Origin of the sequence: Pseudomonas sp. 86_A, assembly GCF_017491705.1 — a bacterium.
GTDB classification, from domain to species: domain Bacteria; phylum Pseudomonadota; class Gammaproteobacteria; order Pseudomonadales; family Pseudomonadaceae; genus Aquipseudomonas; species Aquipseudomonas koreensis.
The window spans coordinates 52072-77381 of record NZ_JAFGYS010000019.1 but is presented as its reverse complement, the minus strand read 5'-3'; the positions used below and the strand labels follow the sequence as shown (position 1 = coordinate 77381).

At 60.2% G+C, this 25310-nt stretch carries 22 protein-coding genes; 16 read left to right on the top strand and 6 right to left on the bottom strand.

The features are described from left to right. The first annotated feature begins 57 nt into the window (after nt 1-57). Nucleotides 58-1047: an alpha/beta hydrolase family protein gene (locus tag J5M57_RS25300; protein ID WP_207849914.1), complete on the top strand. Its 990-nt coding sequence runs from the start codon at nt 58-60 to the stop codon at nt 1045-1047. Between the two features lie 139 nt (nt 1048-1186). On the opposite strand, the gene J5M57_RS25295 is transcribed toward J5M57_RS25300, so the two are convergent. Genes J5M57_RS25295 through J5M57_RS25285 form a run of 3 tightly spaced genes read right to left on the bottom strand, consistent with a single transcriptional unit; the run spans nt 1187 to nt 3643 of the window. Then, nucleotides 1187-1954, bottom strand: coding sequence for a TerB family tellurite resistance protein (locus J5M57_RS25295; RefSeq protein WP_083367758.1), 768 nt, complete (start codon nt 1952-1954; stop codon nt 1187-1189). A gap of 1 nt (nt 1955) precedes the next feature. Further along, nucleotides 1956-2627, bottom strand: a complete 672-nt coding sequence (murU, locus tag J5M57_RS25290; protein ID WP_169843503.1) for an N-acetylmuramate alpha-1-phosphate uridylyltransferase MurU — start codon at nt 2625-2627, stop codon at nt 1956-1958. Next, the gene (locus J5M57_RS25285) at nt 2624-3643 is read right to left on the bottom strand and encodes a phosphotransferase (RefSeq protein ID WP_169843502.1); all 1020 of its coding nucleotides are present in this window, start codon (nt 3641-3643) and stop codon (nt 2624-2626) included. Before J5M57_RS25285 ends, murU begins: the two co-directional genes overlap by 4 nt. Nucleotides 3644-3773: 130 nt before the next feature. Between J5M57_RS25285 and J5M57_RS25280 the strand changes: the two genes are divergently transcribed. The 11 genes from J5M57_RS25280 to J5M57_RS25230 all read left to right on the top strand — a co-directional run bounded on the left by J5M57_RS25280 (nt 3774) and on the right by J5M57_RS25230 (nt 17863). Beyond that, nucleotides 3774-6575, top strand: a complete 2802-nt coding sequence (locus tag J5M57_RS25280) for an LPS-assembly protein LptD (protein ID WP_169843501.1) — start codon at nt 3774-3776, stop codon at nt 6573-6575. Further along, nucleotides 6556-7872: a peptidylprolyl isomerase gene (locus J5M57_RS25275; RefSeq protein WP_169843500.1), complete on the top strand. Its 1317-nt coding sequence runs from the start codon at nt 6556-6558 to the stop codon at nt 7870-7872. Before J5M57_RS25280 ends, J5M57_RS25275 begins: the two co-directional genes overlap by 20 nt. Next, nucleotides 7869-8858: a 4-hydroxythreonine-4-phosphate dehydrogenase PdxA gene (gene pdxA / locus J5M57_RS25270; protein WP_169843499.1), complete on the top strand. Its 990-nt coding sequence runs from the start codon at nt 7869-7871 to the stop codon at nt 8856-8858. Before J5M57_RS25275 ends, pdxA begins: the two co-directional genes overlap by 4 nt. Beyond that, nucleotides 8855-9673, top strand: a complete 819-nt coding sequence (gene rsmA, locus J5M57_RS25265) for a 16S rRNA (adenine(1518)-N(6)/adenine(1519)-N(6))-dimethyltransferase RsmA (RefSeq protein WP_083367753.1) — start codon at nt 8855-8857, stop codon at nt 9671-9673. Before pdxA ends, rsmA begins: the two co-directional genes overlap by 4 nt. 113 nt (nt 9674-9786) lie before the next feature. Further along, nucleotides 9787-10167, top strand: coding sequence for a Co2+/Mg2+ efflux protein ApaG (gene apaG, locus J5M57_RS25260; protein ID WP_064589499.1), 381 nt, complete (start codon nt 9787-9789; stop codon nt 10165-10167). After that, nucleotides 10167-11048, top strand: coding sequence for a symmetrical bis(5'-nucleosyl)-tetraphosphatase (locus J5M57_RS25255; protein WP_169843498.1), 882 nt, complete (start codon nt 10167-10169; stop codon nt 11046-11048). Before apaG ends, J5M57_RS25255 begins: the two co-directional genes overlap by 1 nt. A gap of 33 nt (nt 11049-11081) precedes the next feature. Then, nucleotides 11082-11411, top strand: a complete 330-nt coding sequence (glpE, locus tag J5M57_RS25250) for a thiosulfate sulfurtransferase GlpE (RefSeq protein WP_169843497.1) — start codon at nt 11082-11084, stop codon at nt 11409-11411. A 294-nt stretch (nt 11412-11705) separates the two neighbouring features. Further along, nucleotides 11706-13628 (top strand): PrkA family serine protein kinase, encoded by a 1923-nt coding sequence (locus J5M57_RS25245; protein WP_003228848.1) that lies wholly within the window; start codon nt 11706-11708, stop codon nt 13626-13628. A gap of 117 nt (nt 13629-13745) precedes the next feature. Then, entirely contained in the window at nt 13746-15017 is a 1272-nt protein-coding gene (locus tag J5M57_RS25240) for a YeaH/YhbH family protein (protein WP_041070055.1), read from the top strand. Next, nucleotides 15014-16576, top strand: a complete 1563-nt coding sequence (locus tag J5M57_RS25235) for a SpoVR family protein (protein ID WP_064589502.1) — start codon at nt 15014-15016, stop codon at nt 16574-16576. Before J5M57_RS25240 ends, J5M57_RS25235 begins: the two co-directional genes overlap by 4 nt. A gap of 63 nt (nt 16577-16639) precedes the next feature. Next, the gene (locus J5M57_RS25230; RefSeq protein WP_207849915.1) at nt 16640-17863 is read left to right on the top strand and encodes a multifunctional CCA addition/repair protein; all 1224 of its coding nucleotides are present in this window, start codon (nt 16640-16642) and stop codon (nt 17861-17863) included. Between the two features lie 91 nt (nt 17864-17954). Here the strand turns inward: J5M57_RS25230 and folK are convergent, their stop codons facing one another. Both folK and folB read right to left on the bottom strand, forming a co-directional pair. After that, nucleotides 17955-18470, bottom strand: a complete 516-nt coding sequence (gene folK / locus J5M57_RS25225) for a 2-amino-4-hydroxy-6-hydroxymethyldihydropteridine diphosphokinase (protein ID WP_169843495.1) — start codon at nt 18468-18470, stop codon at nt 17955-17957. Next, on the bottom strand, nt 18461-18817 hold the full coding sequence (folB, locus tag J5M57_RS25220) for a dihydroneopterin aldolase (RefSeq protein ID WP_016772885.1): 357 nt from the start codon (nt 18815-18817) through the stop codon (nt 18461-18463). Before folB ends, folK begins: the two co-directional genes overlap by 10 nt. Before the next feature lie 74 nt (nt 18818-18891). Between folB and plsY the strand changes: the two genes are divergently transcribed. Next, nucleotides 18892-19461: a glycerol-3-phosphate 1-O-acyltransferase PlsY gene (gene plsY, locus J5M57_RS25215; RefSeq protein ID WP_064589506.1), complete on the top strand. Its 570-nt coding sequence runs from the start codon at nt 18892-18894 to the stop codon at nt 19459-19461. A gap of 10 nt (nt 19462-19471) precedes the next feature. On the opposite strand, the gene tsaD is transcribed toward plsY, so the two are convergent. Then, complete coding sequence (tsaD, locus tag J5M57_RS25210) at nt 19472-20497, bottom strand: tRNA (adenosine(37)-N6)-threonylcarbamoyltransferase complex transferase subunit TsaD (RefSeq protein WP_207849916.1); 1026 nt, start codon at nt 20495-20497, stop codon at nt 19472-19474. A gap of 199 nt (nt 20498-20696) precedes the next feature. On the opposite strand from tsaD, the gene rpsU reads away from it, so the two are divergent. The 3 genes from rpsU to rpoD all read left to right on the top strand — a co-directional run bounded on the left by rpsU (nt 20697) and on the right by rpoD (nt 25274). After that, nucleotides 20697-20912, top strand: coding sequence for a 30S ribosomal protein S21 (gene rpsU, locus J5M57_RS25205; protein WP_002551877.1), 216 nt, complete (start codon nt 20697-20699; stop codon nt 20910-20912). 482 nt (nt 20913-21394) lie between these two features. Next, the gene (gene dnaG, locus J5M57_RS25200) at nt 21395-23359 is read left to right on the top strand and encodes a DNA primase (RefSeq protein WP_064589508.1); all 1965 of its coding nucleotides are present in this window, start codon (nt 21395-21397) and stop codon (nt 23357-23359) included. A gap of 67 nt (nt 23360-23426) precedes the next feature. Then, nucleotides 23427-25274, top strand: a complete 1848-nt coding sequence (gene rpoD / locus J5M57_RS25195) for an RNA polymerase sigma factor RpoD (protein WP_207849917.1) — start codon at nt 23427-23429, stop codon at nt 25272-25274. Nucleotides 25275-25310 lie beyond the last annotated feature (36 nt).

The following is a 25310-nucleotide window of genomic DNA, read 5'->3' as shown; positions in this document are numbered from 1 at the left end:
ACAAATTCTGACCAACCCATTAGGCTGCCGGGATACTTTTCTGGCCTGGAATAACCGATGCCCTCTGTCTACCGCCTGGCAATGCCAGCATTGTGCCTGTCGCTGATCCTGCCTTGTGCGTTTTCCGTCGAAGCCGCCGATCCGGCGCCCGCCTCCACTGCCGAGCAAGCGGCCGCCGACAAACCGGCCGAACGCCAGCCACTGCTTGAGCGTAGTCAGGAAGAAGCCGCAGCACTCGAACGCCAAGTCCCGGCGCAAGAACAGCAACAATTGCAGGCCGGCGCCGACACCTTCCTCGCGCTGTGGAAACCGGCCAACACCGCCGAGCCCAAAGGCGCTGTGATTATCGTCCCCGGCGCTGGCGAAACCGCTGACTGGCCGCAAGTGATCGGCCCGCTGCGCAGCAAATTGCCCGACGTCGAGTGGAGCAGCCTGAGTATCACCCTGCCCGACCTGCAAAGCGATGCCATCGCACCCCGGGTGATTGCAGCCGCGGCGGCGCCGAAAGCCCCGGAAAGCGGCAGCAAGGATTCGACCACCGCCCAACCGATCGAGCAGGCGGCGGGCGGTGAAGCGGACGTCGCGGATCAGGTGGTCGCCGAAACGACTGAAGAACAGTCCAAGGCCGATGCCGAGCGAATCTTTGCGCGGATCGACGCGGCAATCGCCTATGCCGAACAACAGAGCGCACGCCGTGTCGTCGTCCTCGGTCACGGCACGGGCGCCTACTGGGCGGCGCGTTTTCTCAGTGAGCGGCAGAGTTCTCAGGTCGAGAAGCTGGTGATGGTGGATGCGCAAACGCCGAGCAAGGCCAAGCCGCAGCTGGCGGAACTGACGCCGACCCTGAAACTGCCGACGGCCGACATCTTCTATATGGACAAGGCGCTGGACCGCAACGCAGCACTGGAACGCATGCAGGCCAGCAAGCGTTTGAAGACTTCAGCGTTCAGCCAGGTCGCGCTCAAGGCGTTGCCGGATAAAAAGGCTGAGCAGGAGCAGCTGTTCCGGCGGGTTCGCGGCTGGTTGAATCCGCAGAAGGCTGACTGATAAATCGAGTTGCCCGCAATCGCGAGCAGGCTCACTCCTACAGTTGATCGCATTCCATCTGAAGGAACTCGACCACCTGTAGGAGTGAGCCTGCTCGCGATGAGGCCCTTTCAGAAAAACCCATCTTTAACGGCAACGATCAGCGAAAATCCCGCCGCGTCCGAATCAGGGTAAACGCGTTGTGCAGCTCGCGGGTTTTCTCGGTCGCTTCTCGCACCTGTTCCGGCGTGGCACCGCTGCCGGCAATCTTGTCCGGATGATGACGGCTGAGCAGGCGCCGGTAGGCGCGCTTGATCTGCGCCGGTTCGCTGGTCGCCGACACGCCGAGCAGGCGCATTGCCTCCTGATAACTCACCGCTGCACTGACGATCGGGCGCTTGTTCGGTTCGTAATCACTGGCCAGCGCCTGGATCTGCTGCGTTGTCCACCCCAGCCACTTGCCCCACTGCGCCAGCAGTTCACGCTCGCTAACGCCGGCGCGACCGTCGGCCCAGACCATCCGCCAGCAGGCGCGCAACACGCCTTCGGCCGCATGCGGCTGGGCACTCAGGCGTCGTAAATAGCCGCGCAAGTGATCACCACCGGACTTGCCGCGATTGAACGCGGCAATGGCCCGTCGCCGTGCCGGTTCACTCATTTCCAGGGCGTTCATTTCATGGCGCGCCTGCTGGATATGCCCGTCCGTCACCCGTCCATCGCTTTTTGCCAGACGCCCGAGCAACACGAACAGCAGTTCGTCGTTGCGCAGCATCGGCCGACCGCCGAGTCTTTCCCGCAGATGTCCCCAGCTCTGCAAATGCAGGCGCCGATCCAGCGCCTGCCCCAACAACGCCCCAAGCATGGCCCCCGGAATACTGGCAATTGCAAAACCCGCTCCGGCTCCAATCAGAGTCCCTGGCCACAACATATCAACGACTCGCTTTTATCAATGCTTCAGCTTCGGCCAGACGCTCGTGCGTACCGACATCGACCCAGTGACCTTTCAAGCGCTCGCCCGTGACCTGTCCTTCGGCCATGGCCTTGCGCAGCAGCGGTGCCAGCTTGAACGCGCCGTCCGTGCAGCCATCGAACAACTGCGGATGCAGGACCGCGATGCCGCTGTAGGTCAGGGTTGGCGCGTCCGCCCGGGCGTCGAGCACCTGACCGTCGGCCAAGGTGAAATCGCCTGTCGGGTGATGGGCCGGGTTGTCCGCCAGCACCAGATAGGCCAGACCGTTGATCGGTTGGTGCAGCACGCTGAAGTCGTAATCAGTCCAGATATCGCCGTTGACTACCAGGAAGGCATCGTCACCGAGCAACGGCAAGGCGCGGAAGATTCCGCCGCCGGTTTCCAGCGGCTCGCCTTCCGGCGAGTACTGAATGCTCACGCCGTATTGCGAACCGTCGCCCAGGTAATCCTCAATCTGCTGACCGAGCCAGGCATGATTGATCACGATTTCGCTGAAACCGGCCGCCGCCAGCGCCCGCAGGTGATATTCGATCAACGGCACGCCGCTGGCACGCACCAGCGGTTTGGGGGTGGTCAGGGTCAGCGGGCGCATGCGTTCGCCCTTGCCTGCCGCCAGAATCATGGCCTTCATGCAGTCACTCCGCCACGCAGACTGGCGAACAGCGCCTGCAGATCCGCCAGTTCAGGACGACGGGCAATCACCGCTTCTATATAAGCAAAGAAGCGTGGCACGTCGGCCAGGTAACGCGGCTTGCCATCGCGATGGCAGATGCGGGCGAAGATGCCGATGACTTTCAGGTGGCGCTGCACGCCCATCAGGTCGCTGGCGCGCAGGAAGTCTTCGAAGTCGGTCTGCACCGGGATGTTCAGTGCCGAGGCTTGCTGCCAGTAACTTTCCAGCCAGCCACGCACGCGCTCTTCAGGCCAGCTGAGGAAGGCGTCCTTGAACAGGCAGGTCACGTCGTAGGTGACCGGGCCATACACCGCGTCCTGGAAATCCAGCACGCCGGGATTCGGCTCGCTGAGCATCAGGTTGCGCGGCATGTAGTCGCGGTGCACCAGCACTTTCGGCTGGGCCAGGGCGCTGTCGATCAGCAGCTCGCTGACGGCTTGCCATTGTTGTTGCTGGGCCGCGTCGAACTCGATGCCGAGTTCGCGTTTCACATACCACTCGGGGAACAGTTCCAGCTCGCGGCGCAGCAGTGCCACGTCGTAACTTGGCAGCGGTGCCACCATCGGCAATTGCTGAAATGCCAACAGGGCCTGCAGGGCATCGCTGAACAAAGCGTCGGCATTTTCGCCGTCGATTACGTCCAGATAGGTCTTGTTGCCCAGGTCATTGAGCAAAAGAAATCCGCGTTCGAGGTCTTCGGCATAAATTTTCGGCACGTTAATTCCGGATTTCGCCAGCAAAAAGGCGATATCCACGAACGGTTTGCAGTTTTCCTGGGGCGGTGGCGCGTCCATCACGACGAAACTGCGGCCCTCTCCTTCCCAGCGGAAATAACGCCGGAAACTCGCGTCGCTGCTGGCCGCGGTCAACGTGGCCGGGGGCACGGCGCCCCAGCCCTGATTTGCAAACAGGATTGCCAACTGCTCATCGAGCCAAACTTTCAGGTGTTGCAAGCGTACATCTTGGTCAGGCATTGCAAGGGTCTCCGACGGCGCTAGCCGTCAAGCGGGTCATGCTTTATTATCCAGCATCTTTTTCAGACCATCGAGAGGCGTGCGGCCCACACCGCGGGCAGATGGCACGCAGGAAGCCCGGACTAATAAGATGGCATTGAAATCCCCCGCGTTTCGTAAAAAATTTCCGTTGTTGGTAACCGGCAGTCTGCTGGCTATGCAACCTCTGGCCAGTCAATTCGTTGTTGCCGCCGAGCAGTATGACTGCGCCGTATCGGCAACGGGTGGCTGGGCGTGTGCGCCCAAGACGCCGGCGGCTGCCTTGCCGCCGCGTCCGGTGCATGACGGCAGCGCTGTCAGCGCCGCCGGCGAAGCCCCGGCCCAGAACGGTTCCACATCCGACACCGGCGCCAAGCCCGTGCTGGTCACCCAAGCCAAGGGCCGCGGCCTGAAATCCCGTAGCGAAGACTACAGTCACCTCGACTGGGTTCCGCGCGAGAAGCTCACCGCCGCCCAATTGGCCGAGACCGGCCCTTACTGCTCTGGTTCCTATATCGAACCGATTCGTCCTGGCATGAATGACAAGACGAATAAAAGTGACGCACCGACCTTTATCGGCGCCAAGGCCTCGCGCTACAACACCGAAGATCAGGTGGGTACGCTGGCCGGCGACGTGGTCCTGCGTCAGGGCAGCATGCAGGTCGAGTCCGACGAGGCCAGCCTGTATCAGGCCGAGAGCCGCGCCGAACTCAACGGCGACGTACGCATCCGCGACAACGGTGCACTGATCGTCGGCGACCACGCCGATGTGCAGCTCGACACCGGTGAAGCCAAGGTCGACAACGCCGAATACGTGATGCACAAATCGCGCATCCGCGGTAACGCGCTGTACGCCAAGCGTGCCGAAAACGCGATAATCCGCTTGAAGGACGGCACGTACACCACGTGCGAACCGAACAGCAACGCGTGGCAGCTCAAGGGCAACAACATCACCCTGAACCCGGCCACCGGCTTCGGTACCGCGACCAACGTGACGCTGCGGGTCAAGGACATTCCGATCCTGTACACGCCGTACATCTACTTCCCGATCGACGACCGTCGCCAGTCGGGCTTCCTGCCGCCGACCATCGGCACTGGCAGCGATACCGGCTTTACGCTGGTTACCCCGTACTACTTCAACCTGGCGCCGAACTACGATGCCACGTTGTATCCGCGTTACATGAGCAAGCGCGGCATGCTGGTCGAAGGCGAGTTCCGTTACCTGACCAAGACCAGCGAAGGTCAGTTCGGTGCGGCGTATCTGAACGACGAAGATACCGATCGCAGCAAGCAGACCGACTACGAAAAGAATCGCTACATGTACAACTGGCAGCACAAGGGCGGTCTCGACTCCCGTGTGATGACTCAGGTTGACTACACCAAGATCAGCGATCCGTACTACTTCCAGGACCTGACCACCGATCAGATCGGTGTGAAGAGTGCTGACTTCGTCAATCAGCAGGGTTCGGTGACTTACCGTGGTGACAGTTACACCGCACGCTTGAATGCTCAGCAGTACCAACTGGCTACTGTTTCGAACATCACGCCGTATGGCCGTCTGCCACAGATCACCTTCAACGGTCAGTTGCCGTATCACCCGGAAGGTCTGAATTTCGATTACGAGACCGAGATCGTCCGTTTCGATCGTGATTTGAAAACCGGTAATTTTGTCAACGAAGATGGCATTACTACCCAACCACGGTTGGATACCAATATATTCGGCCTTGCTCGTGCAAACGGCGACCGCCTGAATCTGAAACCTGGCGTCAGCCTGCCAATGAACTGGACCTATGGCTTCTTGAAGCCATCGTTAAAGTATCAGTACACCCAATATCAGTTGGATCTGGATGGCCAGGGCAAACGAGACATTGCCACGCAAAATGCCGAGCAGAACAAACTCAACGGCACCTTCGACAGCAACCAGAGCCGTGGCGTACCGATCGCCAGCGTCGACAGCGGCCTGTACTTCGACCGCAACACGTCCTACTTCGGCAAGAACTATCGCCAGACCCTGGAACCGCGTCTGTTCTACCTGTATGTACCCAAGGTCGATCAGGAAGACATCCCTGTCTTCGACACCAGCGAATACACCTTCAACTACGCTTCGCTGTTCCGCGACAACCGCTTCTCCGGCTCCGACCGCGTCGGCGACGAGAACAAGCTGTCGCTGGGCGTGACCAGCCGCTGGATCGAAGACAATGGTTTCGAGCGTCAGCGCATCAGCGTCGGCCAGGCTTACTACTTCAAGGATCGTGAAGTACAACTGCCAGGCATCGCGTTCAATGATCGTAAAGATGCCCAGTCCGACGTATCGCCATACGCGCTGGAATACGAATACCGCTGGAACCGCGACTGGCGCACCACGGCCGACTACAACTGGGACCCGGACAGCCGCAGCCCACGCTCCGGCAGCGCGATGTTCCACTACCAGCCTGAAGACAACCCGAACAAGGTGGTCAACGTCGGTTATCGTTATCGCAACGACCAGGTTCGTTACGACCAGAACACTGGTAAATGGTCGGTGGGCGGCGGTGACTACGGAACCCCGGGGCAGCCTGGCTACGTGAAGGACTACTACAAGATCCAGCAGCATGACTTCTCGGTCATCTGGCCGATCGTTCCGCAGTGGAGCGCGATCAGCCGCTGGCAGTACGACTACAACCGCAACCGTACGCTGGAAGCCTTCGGTGGTTTCGAATACGACAACTGCTGCTGGAAACTGCGCCTGATCAACCGTTACTGGGTCAGCTATGACGAATTCAGTCAGAACGCCCCGGAAAACGAAAAAGGCGACCACGGCGTCTTCCTCCAAATTGTTCTGAAGGGACTCGGCGGCCTGACTGGCGCCAAGGTAGAGAGCTTCCTCGACAAAGGCATCCAAGGTTATCGTCAACGTGAAGACCAAGCTTTCTGATTCTCTGCGCCCGCTGCTGCTGGGCGCGCTGTTCCTGGGTACTGCGGCGAACGCCGCAGTACAGTCCATCGATAAAGTGGTCGCGATCGTTGATAACGACGTAGTCATGCAGAGCCAACTGGACCAGCGTGTCCACGAAGTTCAGCAGACCATCGCCAAGCGTGGCGGCGGCATGCCGCCTCCGGGCGTGCTGGATCAACAGGTGCTTGAGCGTCTGATCGTCGAAAACCTGCAATTGCAGATCGGCGAGCGTTCCGGCATCCGCATTACCGATGAAGAGCTGAACCAGGCTGTTGGCACTATCGCCCAGCGTAACAACATGACTGTGGATCAATTCCGCGCTGCTCTGGCTCACGACGGTCTGAACTACGACGACGCCCGTGACCAGATCAAGCGCGAAATGATCATCAGCCGTGTGCGCCAGCGCCGTGTGGCAGAACGCATTCAGGTCTCCGAGCAGGAAGTGAAGAACTTCCTAGCCTCCGACCTGGGCAAGATGCAATTGTCCGAAGAGCTGCACCTGGCCAACATCCTGATTCCTACGCCGGAAAGCGCCAATTCTGAAGCGATTCAGAATGCCGCGCGTCAGGCCATGGAGGTTTACCAGAAGCTCAAGCAAGGCGCTGACTTCGGCCAGATGGCCGTTGCCAAGTCCGGCAGCGACAACGCGCTGGAAGGCGGCGACATGGGCTGGCGTAAAGCCGCGCAACTGCCACCGCCGTTCGACCGTGAACTGAGCAGCATGGCGGTTGGCGATATCACCCAACCTGCACGCACGCCGGGTGGCTTCATCATCCTCAAGCTGCTGGCCAAACGTGGTGGCGAAGCGCAGATGCGCGATGAGGTGCATGTGCGCCACATCCTGGTCAAGCCAAGCCCGATCCGCGACGAAGCCAAGACCAAAGCCTTGGTGCAATCGCTGTACGACCGCATTCTGGCGGGTGAGGACTTCGCTGAACTGGCGAAGAACTACTCCGAAGACCCGGGCTCGGCGCTCAACGGCGGCGACCTGAACTGGATCGACCCGAACGCACTGGTACCGGAATTCCGCGAAGTGATGGCCAAGACCCCACAAGGTCAGCTGTCCAAGCCGTTCCAGACCCAGTACGGCTGGCACGTGCTGGAAGTCCTTGGCCGCCGCGCCACCGACAGCACCGCACAAGCCCGCGAGCAACAAGCGATGACCGTTCTGCGTAACAAAAAGTACGATGAAGAGCTGCAGAACTGGCTGCGTCAGATTCGTGAAGAAGCCTACGTAGAAATCAAACTCCCTGGTGCAGACCAGGCAGCGCAGTGAAACCCAAGCGTTTCGCGCTGACACCCGGCGAACCAGCCGGCATCGGTCCCGACCTGTGCCTGCTGCTCGCCTCGCAAGCCCAGCCACACCCCCTGATTGCCATCACCAGCCGCGACCTGCTCCTCGAGCGGGCCGCGCAGCTGGGGCTGGCCGTCACCTTGCTGGAGGTGGCGCCCGGTCACTGGCCGGACGCGCCGGCCCCCGCCGACAGCCTGTACGTCTGGGACACCCCGCTCAGCGCCCCCGTGGTTGCCGGGCAACTGGACAAGGCCAACGCCGCGTTCGTCCTCGAAACCCTGACCCGTGCCGGCAACGGCTGCCTCAACGGCGACTTCGCCGGGATGATCACCGCCCCTGTACACAAGGGCGTGATCAACGAGTCCGGCATTGCCTTCTCCGGGCACACAGAGTTTCTGGCTGATCTGACCCATACCGCCCAAGTGGTGATGATGCTCGCCACCCGCGGTTTGCGCGTGGCCCTGGTCACCACCCACCTGCCCCTGCGCGAGATTGCCGACGCCATCACACCGGAGCGGCTGGAGCGGGTCACGCGGATTCTGCACGCCGACCTGCAAGACAAATTCGGCATCGCCCGGCCACGCATTCTGGTTTGCGGACTCAACCCGCACGCCGGTGAAGGCGGGCATCTGGGCCATGAAGAAATCGACATCATCGAACCTACCTTAGAGCGCCTGCGCGGCGAGGGCATGGACCTTCGTGGCCCGCTGCCTGCCGACACTCTGTTTACCCCCAAATATCTGGAGCACTGCGACGCAGTGCTGGCGATGTACCACGACCAAGGCCTGCCCGTGCTGAAGTACAAAGGCTTCGGCGCGGCGGTCAATGTGACCCTCGGCCTGCCGATCATCCGCACCTCGGTTGACCACGGCACTGCCCTGGATCTGGCCGGCAGCGGCAAGATCGACACCGGCAGCCTGCAGGTCGCCCTGGAAACCGCTTACCAGATGGCCGAGACCCGTTTATGACCGAGCAATACCAACACAAGGCGCGCAAACGCTTTGGCCAGAACTTCCTGCACGATGCCGGCGTCATCGACCGCATCCTGCGCTCCATCAGTGCCAAGTCCGAAGACCGCCTGCTGGAAATCGGCCCGGGCCAGGGCGCGCTGACCGCCGGCCTGCTCAACTCCGGCGCGCAACTGGACGTGGTGGAGCTGGACAAGGATCTGATCCCGATCCTCAACCAGCAGTTTGCCGGCAAGAGCAATTTCAACCTGCATCAGGGCGATGCGTTGAAGTTCGACTTCAATACGCTGAATGCCGCACCGAACAGCCTGCGCGTGGTCGGCAACCTGCCGTACAACATCTCCACACCGCTGATCTTTCACCTGCTGAACAACGCCGGCATCATCCGCGACATGCACTTCATGCTGCAGAAGGAAGTGGTCGAGCGCCTGGCCGCCGGCCCGGGTGGCGGTGATTGGGGTCGCCTGTCGATCATGGTTCAGTACCACTGCCGCGTCGAACACCTGTTCAATGTCGGCCCGGGTGCGTTCAACCCGCCGCCGAAAGTCGACTCGGCCATCGTCCGTCTGGTGCCACACGCAGTCCTGCCACACCCGGCCAAGGATCATCGCCTGCTGGAGCGCGTCGTTCGCGAAGCCTTCAACCAGCGCCGCAAGACCCTGCGCAACACCCTCAAGCAATTGATGACCACCGCCGAGATCGAAGCCGCCGGCGTCGACGGCAGCCTGCGTCCGGAGCAACTGGACCTGGCCGCCTTCGTGCGCCTGGCCGACAAGCTCGCCGAACAGGTCCCGGCCTCCCCTGCCGCCGACTGACCGGCGATGAACGCTATCGGGCAGGACGCCACTCTGGTTTACTGCCCGATACTTGCCTAGACTGACTCCCATCAGCTACGCCCCGCGTTCCGCTTTGCTTAAGGCCTTTTTGCATGTCCGATCCTCGTTATCAGGTCGACGTCAGTGTCGTTACCCACTACCTGGCAGACCAATCGCAACCCGAGCACGACCGCTTCGCCTTCGCCTACACCATCACCGTGCAGAACAACGGAGAGCAGCCGGCTCGCCTGATGTCGCGGCACTGGGTGATCACCGACGGTGACGGCCATGTCGAAGAGGTTCGCGGCGCAGGTGTCGTCGGCCAGCAACCGCTGATCGACGTTGGCCAAAGCCATACCTACAGCAGCGGCACAGTGATGACCACCAAGGTCGGCACCATGCAGGGCACCTACGAAATGGTCGCCACCGATGGCAAACATTTCGACGCGATCATCAAGCCTTTCCGCCTCGCCGTCCCCGGAGCCCTGCACTGATGAGGACGTACGCCGTCGGCGACCTGCAAGGCTGCCTCGAACCGCTCAAATGCCTGCTCAAGCAAGTCGCGTTCGACCCGGCGCTCGATCGGCTGTGGCTGGTTGGCGATCTGGTCAATCGCGGCCCGCAATCGCTGGAGACCCTGCGCTTTCTCTATGGCATGCGCGAGTCACTGGTCTGCGTGCTCGGCAATCACGATCTGCACCTGCTTGCCGCCGCCAACAACATCGAGCGGCTGAAGAAGTCCGACACCCTGCGCGAGATTCTCGAAGCTCCCGATGCCGCCGATCTGCTCGAGTGGCTGCGACAGCAGAAACTCGTGCACTACGACGAACAACGCGAAGTCGCCATGGTCCACGCCGGCATTCCTCCGCAATGGTCACTGCGCAAGGCCTTGAAGTACGCCGCCGAAGCCGAAGCGGCGCTGCGTGACGACAACCTGTTCCCGCTGTACCTCGATGGCATGTACGGCAACGAGCCGGCCAAATGGGACAGCGATCTCACCGGCGTCACCCGGCTGCGCGTCATCACCAACTACTTCACCCGCATGCGCTTCTGCACTGCCGACGGCAAGCTCGATCTCAAGAGCAAGGAAGGCCTCGACACCGCACCGCCGGGCTACAAGCCGTGGTTCCTGCATAAAGAGCGCAAGACCCGCGGCCTGCGGATCATCTTCGGCCACTGGGCCGCGCTGGAAGGTGATGTGCATGAACCGGGCATTTCGGCGCTGGACACCGGTTGTGTCTGGGGCGGCAGCCTGACCCTGATGAACGTCGACAGCGGCGAGCGCGTGTCATGCAAATGCGATGAACACGGCGGCCTTGCGCCAACCGTCGCACCACTTATCCCCGAAACGTCGCCAGTCAGCGTCCCGCGTTAGACTGCGCATTCTGCCGAGCTACAGGAACCCGCCATGAGCGAATTCAAACGAATCCCCCCGGAACAGGCCCAGGCCCTGCGCGAGCAGGGCGCCGTAGTGGTCGACATCCGCGATCCGCAAACCTATGCCGCGCTGCACATTGCCGGCTCCAAGCATCTGGATAACGTTTCTATCTCGGATTTCATCCGAGCCGCCGACCTCGACGCACCGACTGTCGTGGTGTGCTATCACGGCAACTCCAGTCAAAGTGCAGCGGCCTACCTGATCAGCCAAGGCTTCTCCGACGTCTACAGCATGGACGGCGGCTTCGAGCTGTGGCGTACGACTTATCCGTCGGAAACCGCGCAAGGCACCGCCGAATAATTTTTTTGTTGCGCGCAGGCCCCGGCTGCCGTGGGCCTGCGCGGGGCAGACGAACGGTCTGCCACACATAATTACGTATCTCGCCTTTACCTCCCGAATTCCCAACTATCCTTAAGCCCAGGCCATCCAAAACAGGGGAGAGCCGGTACACCGGCGCACGGGTCATCGGGAGTGACTTTCAAGGTTGTCGACCGCGAAAGTGTTCTGGGGGGTAAACAAGCGGCCACCGCGGCTGCTTGCCAGCATCGACTGAGTGATCCGGCGTCGGCTCCACGTATCGAGCGAGGTGACGTCATGAGTATCTTTAGCCACTTCCAACAACGCTTCGAGTCCACACGCCAGGAAGAACTCTCGCTGCAGGAGTACCTGGAACTGTGCAAAAAGGACCGCAGCGCTTACGTTTCCGCCGCCGAGCGTCTATTGATGGCCATCGGCGAACCCGAGCTGCTCGACACGTCGACCAACTCGCGGCTGTCGCGGATTTTCTCCAACAAGGTGATTCGTCGCTATCCGGCCTTTGAAGACTTCCACGGAATGGAAGAATGCATCGACCAGATCGTTTCGTACTTCCGCCATGCCGCCCAAGGCCTGGAAGAGAAGAAACAGATCCTCTACCTGCTCGGCCCCGTCGGTGGCGGTAAATCGTCCCTGGCCGAGAAGCTGAAACAGCTGATGGAAAAAGTGCCCTTCTACGCGATCAAGGGCTCGCCGGTATTCGAATCGCCTTTGGGTCTGTTCAACGCCACCGAAGATGGCGCGATCCTCGAGGAAGACTTCGGCATTCCACGGCGCTACCTGAACACCATCATGTCGCCGTGGGCGACCAAGCGCCTGGCCGAATTCGGCGGTGACATCAGCCAGTTCCGCGTGGTCAAGCTGTACCCGTCGATCCTCAACCAGATCGCCGTGGCCAAGACTGAACCGGGTGACGAGAACAACCAGGACATCTCGGCACTGGTGGGCAAGGTCGACATCCGCAAACTCGAGGAATACCCACAGAACGACGCCGACGCCTACAGCTATTCCGGTGCACTGTGCCGGGCCAACCAGGGCTTGATGGAATTCGTCGAAATGTTCAAGGCACCGATCAAGGTGCTGCACCCACTGCTGACCGCCACCCAGGAAGGTAACTACAACAGTACCGAAGGTCTGGGGGCGATTCCGTTCACCGGGATCCTGCTTGCTCACTCCAACGAATCGGAGTGGCACACCTTCCGCAACAACAAGAACAACGAAGCCTTCATCGACCGGATCTACATCGTCAAGGTGCCGTACTGCCTGCGAGTCAGCGACGAGGTGAAGATCTACGACAAGTTGCTGTTCAACAGCTCCCTGGCCAAAGCCCACTGCGCACCCGATACCCTGAAGATGCTGGCGCAATTCACCGTGCTGTCGCGCCTCAAGGAGCCAGAAAACTCCAACATCTATTCGAAGATGCGCGTCTACGACGGGGAAAACCTCAAGGACACCGATCCGAAAGCCAAGTCGATCCAGGAATACCGCGACTCGGCCGGCGTTGACGAGGGCATGAACGGTCTGTCGACCCGCTTTGCGTTCAAGATCCTGTCCAAGGTGTTCAACTTCGACCCGCATGAAATTGCCGCCAACCCGGTACACCTGTTGTATGTGCTGGAACAGCAGATCGAACAGGAACAGTTCCAGGCAGAGACCCGCGAGCGTTATCTGCGTTATCTCAAGGAATACCTGGCGCCGCGTTATATCGAATTCATCGGCAAGGAGATCCAGACCGCTTATCTCGAGTCTTACAGCGAATACGGGCAGAACATTTTCGACCGCTACGTGCTGTATGCGGATTTCTGGATTCAGGATCAGGAATACCGCGATCCGGAGACCGGCGAGATCCTCAACCGCGTCGCGCTGAACGAAGAACTGGAGAAAATCGAGAAGCCGGCCGGTATCAGCAATCCGAAGGATTTCCGCAACGAAATCGTCAACTTCGTCCTGCGTGCCCGGGCCAACAACAACGGCAAGAATCCGACCTGGCTCAGCTACGAGAAGCTGCGGGTGGTCATCGAGAAGAAAATGTTCTCGAACACCGAAGATCTGCTGCCAGTCATCAGCTTCAACGCCAAGGCCAGTAAAGAGGATCAGCAGAAACACAACGACTTCGTTACTCGAATGGTCGAACGCGGCTACACCGACAAACAGGTACGGCTTCTTTCCGAATGGTACCTACGGGTCCGCAAATCGCAATAAAGCAGCTGCAAGCTTCTAGCGACAAGCTGCAAGAGAACAGCAACAACCGATCTCGAGAACGGGGGCGCTTTCTCTTGCAGCTTGAAGCTTATGACTTGAAGCTCCCCGGAGGGGTCTATGAGCTATGTGATCGACCGACGTCTCAATGGCAAGAACAAGAGCACGGTGAACCGCCAGCGTTTCCTGCGGCGTTACCGTGATCACATCAAAAAGGCTGTCGAAGAGGCGGTCAGCCGGCGCTCCATCACCGACATGGAGCACGGCGAACAGATCAGCATTCCCGGTCGCGACATCGACGAACCGGTGCTTCACCACGGCCGTGGCGGCAAGCAGACTGTGGTTCACCCCGGCAACAAGGAATTCACCGCCGGCGAGCACATCGCCAGGCCACCGGGCGGTGGCGGCGGACGCGGCCCAGGCAAGGCCGGCAATTCCGGCGAAGGCATGGACGAATTCGTCTTCCAGATCACTCAGGAAGAATTCCTCGAATTCATGTTCGAAGATCTCGAACTGCCCAACCTGGTCAAACGCAACCTGAGCGGCACCGACACCTTCAAGACCGTGCGCGCGGGGATCAGCAACGAAGGCAATCCGTCGCGGATCAACATCATTCGCACACTGCGCTCGGCGCACGCCCGGCGCATTGCGCTGTCCGGCAGCAGTCGCGCCAAACTTCGCGAAGCCAAAGAGGAACTGGCGCGACTCAAACGGGAAGAACCGGATAACTTCGGCGATATTCAGGAACTCGAGGCGGAAATCGAGAAACTCAGCGCGCGCATTCACCGCGTGCCATTCCTCGACACCTTCGACTTGAAATACAACCTGCTGGTCAAGCAACCCAACCCCAGCTCCAAAGCGGTGATGTTCTGCCTGATGGACGTTTCCGGCTCCATGACCCAGGCCACCAAGGACATCGCCAAGCGCTTTTTCATCCTGTTGTACCTGTTTCTCAAGCGTAACTACGACAAGATTGATGTGGTGTTCATCCGCCATCACACCAGCGCCCGGGAAGTGGACGAAGAAGAGTTCTTCTATTCACGGGAAACCGGCGGCACCATCGTTTCCAGCGCCCTGAAACTGATGCAGGAGATCATGGCCGAGCGTTATCCGAGCAACGAATGGAACATCTACGCCGCGCAAGCCTCCGACGGCGACAACTGGAACGATGACTCGCCCATCTGCCGCGACATCCTGATCAACCAGATCATGCCGTTTGTGCAGTACTACACTTATGTGGAGATCACCCCGCGCGAACACCAGGCCCTCTGGTACGAATACGAACGCATCGCCGAAGCCTTTTCCGACACGTTTGCCCAGCAGCAGCTGGTCTCGGCCGGGGATATCTATCCGGTCTTCCGTGAACTCTTCCAGCGCAGGTTAGTGACATGACCGCCAAAGAGCAGAAACGCCAACCCATCTCCACCGGCTCCGAATGGACGTTCGAGCTGATTCAGGCCTACGACCGCGAGATTGCCCGGATTGCGGCCGGCTATGCCCTGGATACCTATCCCAACCAGATCGAAGTGATCACCGCCGAGCAGATGATGGACGCCTATGCTTCGGTCGGCATGCCACTGGGCTATCACCACTGGTCCTACGGCAAACACTTCCTCAGTACCGAGAAATCCTACAGCCGCGGGCAGATGGGGCTGGCCTACGAGATCGTGATCAACTCCGACCCCTGCATCGCCTACCTGATGGAAGAAAACACCATCTGCATGCAGGCGCTGGTGGTGGCGCACGCGTGCTATGGCCACAACAGCTTCTTCAAGGGCAACTACCTGTTCCGCACCTGGACTGACGCCAGTTCGATTATCGATTACCTGGTGTTCGCCAAGCAGTACATCATGCAGTGCGAGGAGCGCCATGGCATTGATGCCGTGGAGGACCTGCTCGACTCCTGCCATGCGCTGATGAACTACGGCGTCGACCGCTACAAACGTCCTTATCCGATTTCCGCCGAAGAGGAGCGCCGGCGGCAGAAAGATCGCGAAGAACACATGCAGAAGCAGATCAACGACCTGTGGCGCACCATCCCCAAAGGTGCGGACAAATACAGCGACAAGGACAACGCGCGCTTCCCGGCCGAGCCGCAGGAAAACATCCTGTACTTCATCGAGAAACACGCACCGCTGCTGGAGCCCTGGCAGCGGGAAATCGTGCGCATCGTGCGCAAGATCGCCCAGTACTTCTATCCACAGCGCCAGACTCAGGTGATGAACGAAGGCTGGGCCACGTTCTGGCACTACACGCTGATGAACGACCTGTACGACGAGGGCCTGGTGACCGACGGGTTCATGATGGAATTCCTCACCTCGCACACCAGCGTGGTGTTCCAGCCGGGCTTTGACAGCCCTTACTACAGCGGGATAAACCCTTATGCACTGGGTTTCGCGATGTATCGCGACATCCGTCGCATGTGCGAAGACCCGACCGAGGAAGACCGTCGCTGGTTCCCGGACATCGCCGGCTCCGACTGGCTGTCGAGCATCAAGTTCGCCATGAGCAGCTTCAAGGATGAGAGTTTCATCCTGCAGTACCTGTCACCCAAGGTCATCCGCGACCTCAAGCTGTTCAGCATTCTGGATGACGACCAGAAGGATGACCTGCTGGTGCCGGCGATACACGACGAAACCGGGTACCGGATCATCCGCGAGACCCTGGCCGCACAGTACAACCTCGGCAACCGCGAACCGAACGTGCAGATCTACAGCATCGACCGGCGTGGCGACCGTTCCCTGACCCTGCGTCATCAGCAGCACGACCGCAAACCCTTGGGCGATTCCACCGACGAGGTACTGAAACATCTGCACCGCCTGTGGGGCTTCGACATTCACCTGGAAACCCTGCAGGGCGACCAGATCATGAAAACCCACCACGTACCGCCACGCAGTGAACACAGCGAAGGGGATTACGGCAGGCTCGATCTGGCCGTGATTCATCTTTGATCCGGTTTTGGCCTCCGAAAGTCCGACGCAAGGGTTATCCTGTCGGGCCAACGGAGGTTTTTTATGCAGATTTACAAGGTCGGCGGCGCAGTACGTGATCGCCTGCTCGGGCTACCGGTTACCGATGTCGATTGGGTGGTGGTCGGGGCCACGACAGAAGAGATGCTTGCCCAGGGTTATCGCCCGGTTGGCGCGGATTTTCCGGTGTTTCTCCATCCCAAGACTGGCGAGGAATACGCCCTCGCCCGCACCGAGCGTAAAAGCGGTCGCGGTTATGGCGGCTTCACCTTTCACGCCAGCCCCGAAGTGACCCTCGAAGAAGACCTCATTCGCCGTGATCTGACGATCAACGCGATGGCCGAGGACGGCCAGCAGAATCTGACCGATCCTTATCACGGCCAGCGTGATCTGGAAAACCGAATCCTGCGCCACGTTTCCCCGGCGTTCGCCGAAGATCCGCTCCGGGTATTGCGCGTAGCGCGCTTCGCTGCTCGCTATGCCGCGCTGGGTTTCACTGTTGCCCCGGAGACCCTTGAACTGATGCGTCAGCTCAGCGAGTCCGGCGAACTGCAAGCACTGACCGCCGAGCGCAGCTGGAAGGAGATTTCTCGGGCGCTGATGGAGGATCAGCCACAGGTGTTCATCCAGGTGCTGCGCGACTGCGGCGCATTGAAGGTCTTGATGCCTGAAGTGGATGCGCTGTTTGGCGTACCGCAACCGGAGGCCCATCACCCGGAGATCGACACCGGCATCCACACCCTGAGCGTGCTCGAACAGGCGGCACTTCACAAACAGCCGCTGACCGTGCGCTGGGCCTGCCTGCTGCACGACCTCGGTAAAGGCCTGACGCCCGAAGCAGAATGGCCGCGACACATCGCCCACGAGCACACTGGGCTGAAGCTGATCAAAGCAGTCAACGAACGCTTCAAGGCGCCGAAAGATTGCCAGGAACTCGCGCTGCTGGTCGGCCAGTATCACACCCACGGCCACCGCGCTCTGGAGCTGAAGGCGTCGACCCTGCTGGAGCTGTTACAGAGCTTTGACGTGTATCGCCGCCCGCAGCGTTTTGAGGAATTCATCGTCGCGTGCGAGATGGATGCGCGCGGACGCAAGGGACTGGAGCAGCGCAGTTATCCACAGGCGGATTACCTGCGCGGCGCGGCCAAGGCAGCGCGGGAAGTCGCGGTGCAGCCGCTGCTGGAGAAGGGATTCAAAGGCCCGGAATTGGGTGAGGCGCTCAAGCGCGAGCGGCTCAAGGCGTTGAAGGCTTACAAGGAAAACCGCTAAAGCAAGATCAAAAGATCGCAGCCTGCGGCAGCTCCTACAGAGAAACGCATATTCCCGTGTAGGAGCTGCCGCAGGCTGCGATCTTTTGCTTTTAAAGATTCGGAGGGGTGAGCTGTTCGCCGCGCCATTCAAAAGCCACCGGCGCCAACACCTGATCGATCTGCGCCTCGGCCCACAGCGTTGCGAAGCTTTTTCCCACACCCGGATGCACCCGATCCGGCGCAATCAGCGACAGCGGCCACAGCACAAAGGCGTTTTTCAGGATCTCGGCACGCGGCAGGATCAAACCGTCGAAGTTACCCGTCAGATCGCCGTACAACAGCACGTCGATATCCAGCGGCAACCCCTTGCGGTCCGGTGCATAGCGACCGTTATCGGCCTCAATGCATTTCAAGCGCCGATCCAGCTCCGTCAACGGCAGATCGGTAAACGCCGAGACCACGAAATTGAAGAACGGCCCGCTCTTGATGCCCACCGGCTGGCTCTCGAACACCGCCGAACAGCGGATATCCACGAGGAATGTCGCCAAAGCGTCGAGCCCGGCGCGCAAATGGGTTTCGCGCTCGATATTGCTACCGAGCCCGAGATACACCTGAGTCAGCGACATCCGCGCTCGATCTCCACGCCCACGCCACCCTTGGCCGCTGGCACGGCACCGGGCTTGGTCAGTTTCAGCCGAACCCAAGTGATCTTGAACTCGGCCATCAGCACTTCGACCAGCCGCTCGGCAAAGGTCTCGACCAATTGGAACTGTGCCTGCTCGGCAAAAGCCTGGATGCGCGTAGACACGCTGGCGTAATCGAGCGCCAGGGTCAGGTCGTCACCGGCCGCGGCCGGGCGATTGTCCCAGGCGAAGCTCAGATCAAGACGCAGACACTGGCGGATGCCGCGCTCCCAGTCGTAGGCACCGATTACGGTGTCGACTTCCAGGCCCTCGATAAACACTCTGTCCAAGCACTTTTCTCCGCTGCACGACAAGGGCGCAATGCGCCGTTAGAATCAGGGCGTCCTCGCCCGGAATAGTTAGCATGTTTTGGTTATTGGCGACTTTCGCCTACCTGCTCGGCTCTCTGTCCTTCGCCATTTTGCTCAGCCGCCTGACCGGAAATCCGGATCCGCGAATGAGTGGCTCGGGTAATGCCGGTGCCACCAACATGCTGCGCCTGGCCGGCCGCAAACTCGCGATCCTGACCCTGCTGGGTGATCTGTGCAAAGGCCTGTTGCCGGTGCTGATCGCAGCGGCCATGGGCCTGTCGCTGCAGGATCAGGCCTGGATCGGCGTGTGCGCCGTGATCGGTCACCTGTTCCCGCTGTATTTCCGTTTTCGCGGCGGCAAAGGCGTCGCCACCGCTGCCGGCATGCTGCTGGGCCTGTATCCGCCCGCCGCGCTGTTGGCGGTGTGCGCCTGGCTGCTGACGTTCTACCTGACCCGCACCAGCTCGCTGGCGGCGCTGATCGCCACGCCCCTGACCCTGCCATTGCTGGCCTGGCAGGAACCGGAAGCGCTGCTGCCGATGAGCGCGTTGACGCTACTGATCGTCTGGCGCCACCGCGGCAATCTACGCGACCTGTTTGCCGGGCGCGAACGGCATTTTTAAATAGCGCTCATCACAGTGCCGACAGCTGTTCCATCGGCCAGCGTGCCTGCACGCTGATCGCCAGGCTTTCCTTCTGACCCGCCTGCAAACGCTGGCAACCGGCAAACGCGATCATCGCGCCGTTGTCGGTGCAGAACTCGGGGCGGGCATAGAACACATCGCCGCTCATGTCGCCGAGCATTTTTTCCAGCGAAACACGCAAGGCCTTGTTGGCGCTGACGCCGCCAGCAATCACCAGACGCTTCATCCCGGCCTGTTTCAGGGCACGCTTGCACTTGATGGTCAAAGTCTCCACCACGGCCTGCTGGAACGCCAGCGCGATGTCGCAACGGGCTTGCTCGCTGTCGTCCCCGGCGCTGACGCATTGCTGCCAGGTGTTGAGGGCGAAGGTCTTCAAGCCGCTGAAGCTGAAATCCAGCCCCGGACGATCACACATCGGACGCGGGAAGGTGAAACGTCCTGCAACGCCCTTCTCCGCCAGCTTGGCGATTTCCGGTCCGCCCGGATAATTGAGGCCCATCATTTTTGCGGTTTTGTCGAAGGCTTCGCCGGCCGCATCGTCGAGGGTCTCGCCGAGCAGGCTGTATTGGCCGATGCCATCGACCTGAACCAGCTGCGTATGACCACCGGAAACCAACAAAGCGACGAACGGAAACTCCGGCGGCTTTGCCTCCAGCATCGGCGCCAGCAGGTGGCCTTCCATGTGGTGCACGCCGAGTGCCGGAATGCCCCAGGCAAACGCCAGCGCCTGAGCGCAGGAAGCCCCCACCAGCAGCGCGCCGACCAGGCCAGGACCCGCGGTATAGGCGATGGCGTCGATCTCGGTCGGCACGCAGTCGGCCTCGGCCAACACCTGACGAATCAAGGGCAGCATGCGTTTCACATGATCACGGGAGGCCAGCTCCGGCACCACGCCACCATAGACGCGGTGCAGGTCGATCTGGCTGAACAGCGCGTCGGCCAGCAGGCCGCGTTCACTGTCGTATAACGCGACGCCGGTTTCGTCGCAGGAGGTTTCTAATCCCAGTACTAGCATGGGTTTGCGCCTTGTTTAGGCTGAATTCGAAGGCGCGCATAATAGTCGCCGCGTGAGGCCCCGACCAGCGGTTTTCGATCAGAGGCTTTGCATTCCGAGCGATGAGGGGTTAACATCCGCAACCCTTAAAAACCGACGTCTTCAAGTGCTCTTTTGCCGCGAGGATGTTGACCCCGGTAATGAATGAAGGTAGCTCTGGATGCCAGCCGTCAAAGTTAAAGAGAACGAACCCTTCGACGTAGCTCTGCGTCGTTTCAAGCGCTCCTGCGAAAAAGCCGGTGTACTGGCTGAAGTTCGTAGCCGCGAATTTTACGAGAAGCCAACTTCTGAGCGTAAGCGCAAAGCAGCAGCCGCTGTTAAGCGTCACGCCAAGAAAGTTCAGCGCGAACAGCGCCGCGCCGTTCGTCTGTACTAATACACAGACGTTCGTAGCAAGCTTCTTGCCTAAGCCCGGCCCTCAGCCGGGCTAATGGCATTTGCGTAAAACGCTTGATGCTTCACTGTCGAAGCCGCACACGCGACCGAGACAAATCTGCTTCACACGTCAGACCTGGCTTTTTTGCCAGCGGTGCACGTCTTTTCTGACGAGCCTTTCAAGGCTACTGACGAGCACACCCACTGATTCCTCTTACGACGATCAGCCCAAGGCACCTGCATGCGTGCCCGCTTTATTGAGCTATCCGAGGCCATTTATCGGCCGTCAGCGGATTCAGCGCAACACTTTCAAATAGTCGAAGACTGATAGGTACTAACGTCAGTGGATTTTCGGCAGATACACTTCCCGACAGCGATCAAGCAAACGACACCGGTCGAGCCGCCCATCATGCGCGCCTCAGTCAAGACCTGCGTCCGGCCGCCCTTCGCATCGGACTCAATTACCGCACAGACGAGAACGCCATGGCCGGGCTGATTCCCCAGAGCTTTATTGACGACCTCCTGAACCGCACCGACATCGTCGACGTGGTCAGCTCGCGCGTGCAACTGAAAAAGGCCGGCAAGAACTACACCGCCTGCTGCCCGTTCCATAAAGAGAAAACCCCGTCGTTCAGCGTCAGCCCCGACAAGCAGTTCTATTACTGCTTCGGTTGCGGTGCCGGCGGCAACGCCCTGGGCTTTCTCATGGACCACGACAACCTGGACTTCCCCCAGGCCGTCGAGGATCTGGCCAAAGCCGCCGGCATGGAAATCCCCCGCGAAGAAAGCGGCCGCCCGCACAAACCGCGGCAACCGACCGATTCGCCGCTGTACCCGCTGCTGACCGCCGCCGCCGACTTTTACCGGCAGGCGCTCAAGAGCCACCCAGCGCGCAAAGCCGCCGTGGATTACCTCAAGGGCCGCGGACTGACCGGCGAGATTGCCCGGGACTTCGGTCTCGGCTTCGCGCCGCCGGGCTGGGACAATCTGTTCAAGCACTTGAGCAGCGACACCCTGCAGCAGAAAGCCATGATCGACGCCGGCCTGCTGATCGAGAACGCCGAAACCGGCAAACGCTATGACCGCTTCCGCGATCGCGTGATGTTCCCGATCCGCGACACCCGTGGCCGGATCATCGCTTTCGGCGGCCGGGTACTCGGCGACGACAAACCGAAGTACCTGAACTCGCCGGAAACCCCGGTCTTCCATAAAGGCCAGGAACTCTACGGCCTCTATGAGGCCCGCAAGAACAACCGCAACCTCGACGAAATCATCGTCGTCGAGGGTTACATGGACGTCATCGCCCTCGCCCAGCAAGGCTTGCGCAATGCCGTCGCGACGCTGGGCACCGCGACCAGCGAAGAGCACCTCAAGCGCCTGTTTCGCGTCGTGCCGAACGTTTTGTTCTGCTTCGACGGCGACCAGGCCGGGCGCAACGCCGCATGGCGCGCGCTTGAGGCAACACTTCCGTGCCTGCAGGACGGACGCCGCGCGCGCTTCCTGTTTCTGCCCGAAGGCGAAGACCCGGACACCCTGGTCCGCGCCGAAGGCACTGACGCCTTCAAGGCGCGCATCAATCAGCATGCGCAGCCGCTGGCGGACTACTTCTTCCAGCAATTGACCGAAGAAGCGGATCCACGCTCGCTTGAGGGCAAGGCCCACATGGCCACCCTCGCCGCACCGCTGATCGACAAGGTGCCCGGGGCCAACCTGCGCATTCTGATGCGCCAGCGCCTGAGCGAAATCACCGGCCTGAGCAGTGAAACCGTCAGTCAGCTGGCCCAGAGCGCGCCGCAGGAAGCACCGCCGGCCTACGATCCGGGCATCGATTACGACGCAATGCCGGACTACAGCGACTACCATCAGCCGCAGGCACAGGACATGTATGTGCCGCAGCAGGAATGGACGCCGAAGAAACCCGGCGCCGGCGGCAAGAAATGGGACAAGAAACCCTGGGACAAGAACGGCAAGCGTGGCGGCGATCGCGACCAGCAGCGCCCGCGGACGCCGATTGGCGTTGAATCGCCGACCCTGACCGCCCTGCGTACCTTGCTCCATCACCCGCAGTTGGCCAAGCGCGTCGAGGACGCCGGGCACATTGCGGACGAAAATCAGACCAATGCCCAGTTGCTTGTGGCGCTGCTCGAAGCCGTACAGAAGAATCCCAAGCTAAACTCATTTCAGTTGATCGCGCGATGGCACGGTACTGAACAGGGTCGTCTGCTCAAGGCGCTGGCGGAAAAGGAGTGGCTGATTGACGGAGAAAACCTTGAACAACAGTTTTTCGACACCATTACTAGCTTGTCAGCCCGCCAACGCGAGCGAAATCTGGAACAGTTGCTCAGAAAAGCGCGTCAAAGCGAACTGAGTGCCGAAGAGAAAAATCAACTGCGCGACCTTTTAAGTCGCAATGTTTCCGCATCAAACCCGACCTCAACTGGCGCGTGAGGTCATAGCTCAGGTATAATCCTCGGCTTGTTTTTTGCCCGCCAAGACCTTCAGTGGATAGGGTGTTATGTCCGGAAAAGCGCAACAGCAGTCTCGTATTATTGAGTTGATCAAACTGGGTCGTGAGCAGAAGTATCTGACTTACGCCGAGGTCAACGACCACCTGCCCGAGGATATTTCAGATCCGGAGCAGGTGGAAGACATCATCCGCATGATTAACGACATGGGGATCCCCGTACACGAGAGTGCTCCGGATGCGGACGCCCTTATGTTGGCCGACGCCGATACCGACGAGGCCGCTGCGGAAGAAGCAGCCGCCGCGTTGGCAGCGGTGGAGACCGATATCGGTCGCACCACTGACCCAGTGCGCATGTACATGCGTGAAATGGGTACGGTCGAGCTTCTGACTCGTGAAGGCGAAATCGAAATCGCCAAGCGGATCGAAGAAGGCATCCGTGAAGTGATGAGCGCTATCGCGCACTTCCCTGGCACGGTTGACCACATTCTCTCCGAGTACACTCGCGTCACCACCGAGGGTGGTCGCCTGTCCGACGTTCTGAGCGGTTACATCGACCCGGACGACGGCATTGCGCCGCCGGCTGCCGAAGTGCCACCGCCGATCGATCCGAAAGCCGTGAAAGCGGATGACGACACCGACGACGATGACGCCGAAGCTTCGGATGACGAAGAAGAAGCCGAAAGCGGTCCGGATCCGGTCATCGCTGCCCAGCGTTTTGGCGCTGTGTCCGACCAGATGGAAATCACCCGCAAGGCCCTGAAAAAGCACGGTCGTCACAACAAGGCAGCGATTGCCGAGTTGCTGGCCCTGGCCGAGCTGTTCATGCCGATCAAACTGGTGCCGAAGCAATTCGAAGCCCTGGTCGAGCGTGTTCGCAGTGCCCTGGATCGTCTGCGTCAACAAGAGCGCGCGATCATGCAGCTGTGCGTACGTGATGCACGTATGCCACGCGCTGATTTCCTGCGTCAGTTCCCGGGCAACGAAGTCGACGAAAGCTGGTCCGACGCCCTGGCCAAAGGCAAGAGCAAATACGCCGAAGCCATTGGTCGCGTACAGCCGGACATCATCCGTTGCCAGCAGAAACTGATGGCGCTGGAAACCGAGACCGGCCTGACCATCGCTGAAATCAAGGATATCAACCGTCGCATGTCGATCGGTGAGGCCAAGGCCCGCCGCGCGAAGAAAGAGATGGTTGAAGCCAACTTGCGTCTGGTGATCTCGATCGCCAAGAAGTACACCAACCGCGGCCTGCAATTCCTCGATCTGATCCAGGAAGGCAACATCGGTCTGATGAAAGCGGTGGACAAGTTCGAATACCGTCGTGGTTACAAGTTCTCGACCTATGCCACCTGGTGGATCCGTCAGGCGATCACTCGCTCGATCGCCGACCAGGCCCGCACCATCCGTATTCCGGTGCACATGATCGAGACGATCAACAAGCTCAACCGCATTTCCCGCCAGATGCTGCAGGAAATGGGTCGCGAACCGACTCCGGAAGAGCTGGGCGAACGCATGGAAATGCCTGAGGACAAGATCCGCAAGGTATTGAAGATCGCTAAAGAGCCGATCTCCATGGAAACCCCGATCGGTGATGACGAAGACTCTCATCTGGGTGACTTCATCGAAGACTCGACCATGCAGTCGCCAATCGATGTTGCAACCGTTGAAAGCCTGAAAGAAGCGACTCGCGAAGTGCTGTCCGGCCTCACTGCCCGTGAAGCCAAGGTACTGCGCATGCGCTTCGGTATCGACATGAACACCGACCACACACTCGAAGAAGTGGGCAAACAGTTTGACGTAACGCGTGAGCGGATCCGTCAGATCGAAGCCAAGGCGCTGCGCAAGCTGCGCCACCCGACGCGAAGCGAGCATCTGCGCTCCTTCCTCGACGAGTGATACCAGAACCCCCGGCCCAGGCCGGGGGTTTTGTTT

What these genes read in the sequence shown, in the direction of transcription:
- J5M57_RS25295 (WP_083367758.1), bottom strand. Translation starts at nt 1,954, where the DNA reads ATGTTGTGGCCAGGGACTCTGATTGGAGCCGGAGCGGGTTTTGCAATT.
- J5M57_RS25230 (WP_207849915.1), top strand. Translation starts at nt 16,640, where the DNA reads ATGCAGATTTACAAGGTCGGCGGCGCAGTACGTGATCGCCTGCTCGGG.
- rpsU (WP_002551877.1), top strand. Translation starts at nt 20,697, where the DNA reads ATGCCAGCCGTCAAAGTTAAAGAGAACGAACCCTTCGACGTAGCTCTG.
- J5M57_RS25280 (WP_169843501.1), top strand. Translation starts at nt 3,774, where the DNA reads ATGGCATTGAAATCCCCCGCGTTTCGTAAAAAATTTCCGTTGTTGGTA.
- apaG (WP_064589499.1), top strand. Translation starts at nt 9,787, where the DNA reads ATGTCCGATCCTCGTTATCAGGTCGACGTCAGTGTCGTTACCCACTAC.
- J5M57_RS25235 (WP_064589502.1), top strand. Translation starts at nt 15,014, where the DNA reads ATGACCGCCAAAGAGCAGAAACGCCAACCCATCTCCACCGGCTCCGAA.
- plsY (WP_064589506.1), top strand. Translation starts at nt 18,892, where the DNA reads ATGTTTTGGTTATTGGCGACTTTCGCCTACCTGCTCGGCTCTCTGTCC.
- J5M57_RS25300 (WP_207849914.1), top strand. Translation starts at nt 58, where the DNA reads ATGCCCTCTGTCTACCGCCTGGCAATGCCAGCATTGTGCCTGTCGCTG.
- rsmA (WP_083367753.1), top strand. Translation starts at nt 8,855, where the DNA reads ATGACCGAGCAATACCAACACAAGGCGCGCAAACGCTTTGGCCAGAAC.
- J5M57_RS25240 (WP_041070055.1), top strand. Translation starts at nt 13,746, where the DNA reads ATGAGCTATGTGATCGACCGACGTCTCAATGGCAAGAACAAGAGCACG.
- murU (WP_169843503.1), bottom strand. Translation starts at nt 2,627, where the DNA reads ATGAAGGCCATGATTCTGGCGGCAGGCAAGGGCGAACGCATGCGCCCG.
- J5M57_RS25255 (WP_169843498.1), top strand. Translation starts at nt 10,167, where the DNA reads ATGAGGACGTACGCCGTCGGCGACCTGCAAGGCTGCCTCGAACCGCTC.
- folK (WP_169843495.1), bottom strand. Translation starts at nt 18,470, where the DNA reads ATGTCGCTGACTCAGGTGTATCTCGGGCTCGGTAGCAATATCGAGCGC.
- dnaG (WP_064589508.1), top strand. Translation starts at nt 21,395, where the DNA reads ATGGCCGGGCTGATTCCCCAGAGCTTTATTGACGACCTCCTGAACCGC.
- rpoD (WP_207849917.1), top strand. Translation starts at nt 23,427, where the DNA reads ATGTCCGGAAAAGCGCAACAGCAGTCTCGTATTATTGAGTTGATCAAA.
- J5M57_RS25245 (WP_003228848.1), top strand. Translation starts at nt 11,706, where the DNA reads ATGAGTATCTTTAGCCACTTCCAACAACGCTTCGAGTCCACACGCCAG.
- J5M57_RS25285 (WP_169843502.1), bottom strand. Translation starts at nt 3,643, where the DNA reads ATGCCTGACCAAGATGTACGCTTGCAACACCTGAAAGTTTGGCTCGAT.
- tsaD (WP_207849916.1), bottom strand. Translation starts at nt 20,497, where the DNA reads ATGCTAGTACTGGGATTAGAAACCTCCTGCGACGAAACCGGCGTCGCG.
- glpE (WP_169843497.1), top strand. Translation starts at nt 11,082, where the DNA reads ATGAGCGAATTCAAACGAATCCCCCCGGAACAGGCCCAGGCCCTGCGC.